Source organism: Limnohabitans sp. 2KL-51 (assembly GCF_003063645.1).
In the GTDB taxonomy this organism is placed as follows: domain Bacteria; phylum Pseudomonadota; class Gammaproteobacteria; order Burkholderiales; family Burkholderiaceae_C; genus Limnohabitans_A.
In genome coordinates, this window is the sequence record NZ_NESJ01000053.1 from 1 (window position 1) to 1,354 (window position 1,354).

Genomic DNA, 1,354 nt, shown 5'->3' on the forward strand with positions numbered 1-1,354 from the left:
ACTGCACGCCCACGGTGGCCGTGCCCACGCCGTTGGGGTCGGGGGTGAAGCGAGCGGTGTAGAGCAGCGGGTTGGTGCTGCTTTGGGTGAGCGTGCCCAGCGTGCCGCCGGTCACCGCGATGTCAGTGAGCGTGAAGTTGCTGCTGGCCTCGCTGAGCGTGAAGGTGATGTCCTCGCCCGCCACGCCCACGGTGCCCGTGCCGGTGCGCGCCACCACGACTTTGGGGGGCGTGTTGTCGGTGTTGTAGGGCAGGCTGACTTGGTTGTTGGCCTCGTACACGTCCGTGCCCGTGGCCGGGTTGTTGAACGTGTCTTTGTTCAGGTTGCCCGCCGCATCGGTGAACTTGCCCGCCAGCACGCCCACGCTGGCCGTGCCCACGCTGTTGGCCGTGGGCGTGAAGACCACGCTGAAGCTGTTGCCCGAGCCGGTAAAGCCCGAGAGGGTGCCGCCGCTGACCACGATGTCTGACACATCAAAGCTCGTGCTGGCCTCAGACAGCGTGAAGTTGATGACCTCGGAGCTGTTGACCGTGCCGATGGCGCTGCGCGTGACGACGATGCTGGGCGGGGCCGTGTCGGCCACTGTGGTGTTAAAGCCAAAGCTCACCTGGTTGTTGGCCTCGTAGGTCTGGCCTGCCGGGGCGGGGTTGGTGTAGGTGTCTTTGTTCAGGTTGCCTGCTGCGTCGCTGAACTTGTTGCCGTCCACATCGATGGTGGCCGTGCCGGTGGTGCCCGCCGTGGGGGTGAAGGTGGCGGTGTACTGGGTGTAACCGGTGCTGGGGGTGCCGCTGCTGGCCACGGGCACCAAGTTGGTGAGGGTGCCGCCGGTGACGTCGATGTCGGCCAGCACAAAGTCGGTGGACGCCTCGCTCAGCGTGAAGGTGATGGTCTCGGTGACGCTGGTGCCCAACAAGTCGCCCGTGCCAATGCGCCCGACCACGATGTTCGGTGGGGCGTTGTCGGTGTTAAAGGGCACGCTGACTTGGTTGTTGGCCTCGTACGTGGTGCCTCCCACAACGTTCAAACCGACCTTATAGGTGTCTTTGTTGAGGTTGCCCGCAGCGTCCGTGAACTTGGCCGTATCCACACCAATGGTGCCCACTCCGCTGGTGCCAGCGGTGGGGGTGAAGGTGGCGGTGTAGCTGGTGCCGCTGCCTTGCAAGTTGGTGAGGGTGCCGCCGGTGACGTCGATGTCGGCCAGCGTGAAGTCGGTGGACGCTTCGCTGAGCGTGAAGGTGATGACCTCGGTGGTGCTGATGGTGCCTGCGCCCGTGCGCCCCACCACGATGCCCGGAGCGGTCACGTCGGTGTTGAAGGCAAAGGAGACTTGGTTGTTGACCTCTTGCCAATGGCC

Annotated in this window: 1 protein-coding gene; it reads right to left on the bottom strand. The window is 64.8% G+C overall.

Annotated elements, in window-relative coordinates:
• On the bottom strand, positions 1 to 1,354 hold a 1,354-nt coding region (locus B9Z49_RS21925), incomplete at both ends, for an Ig-like domain-containing protein (RefSeq protein WP_233254760.1).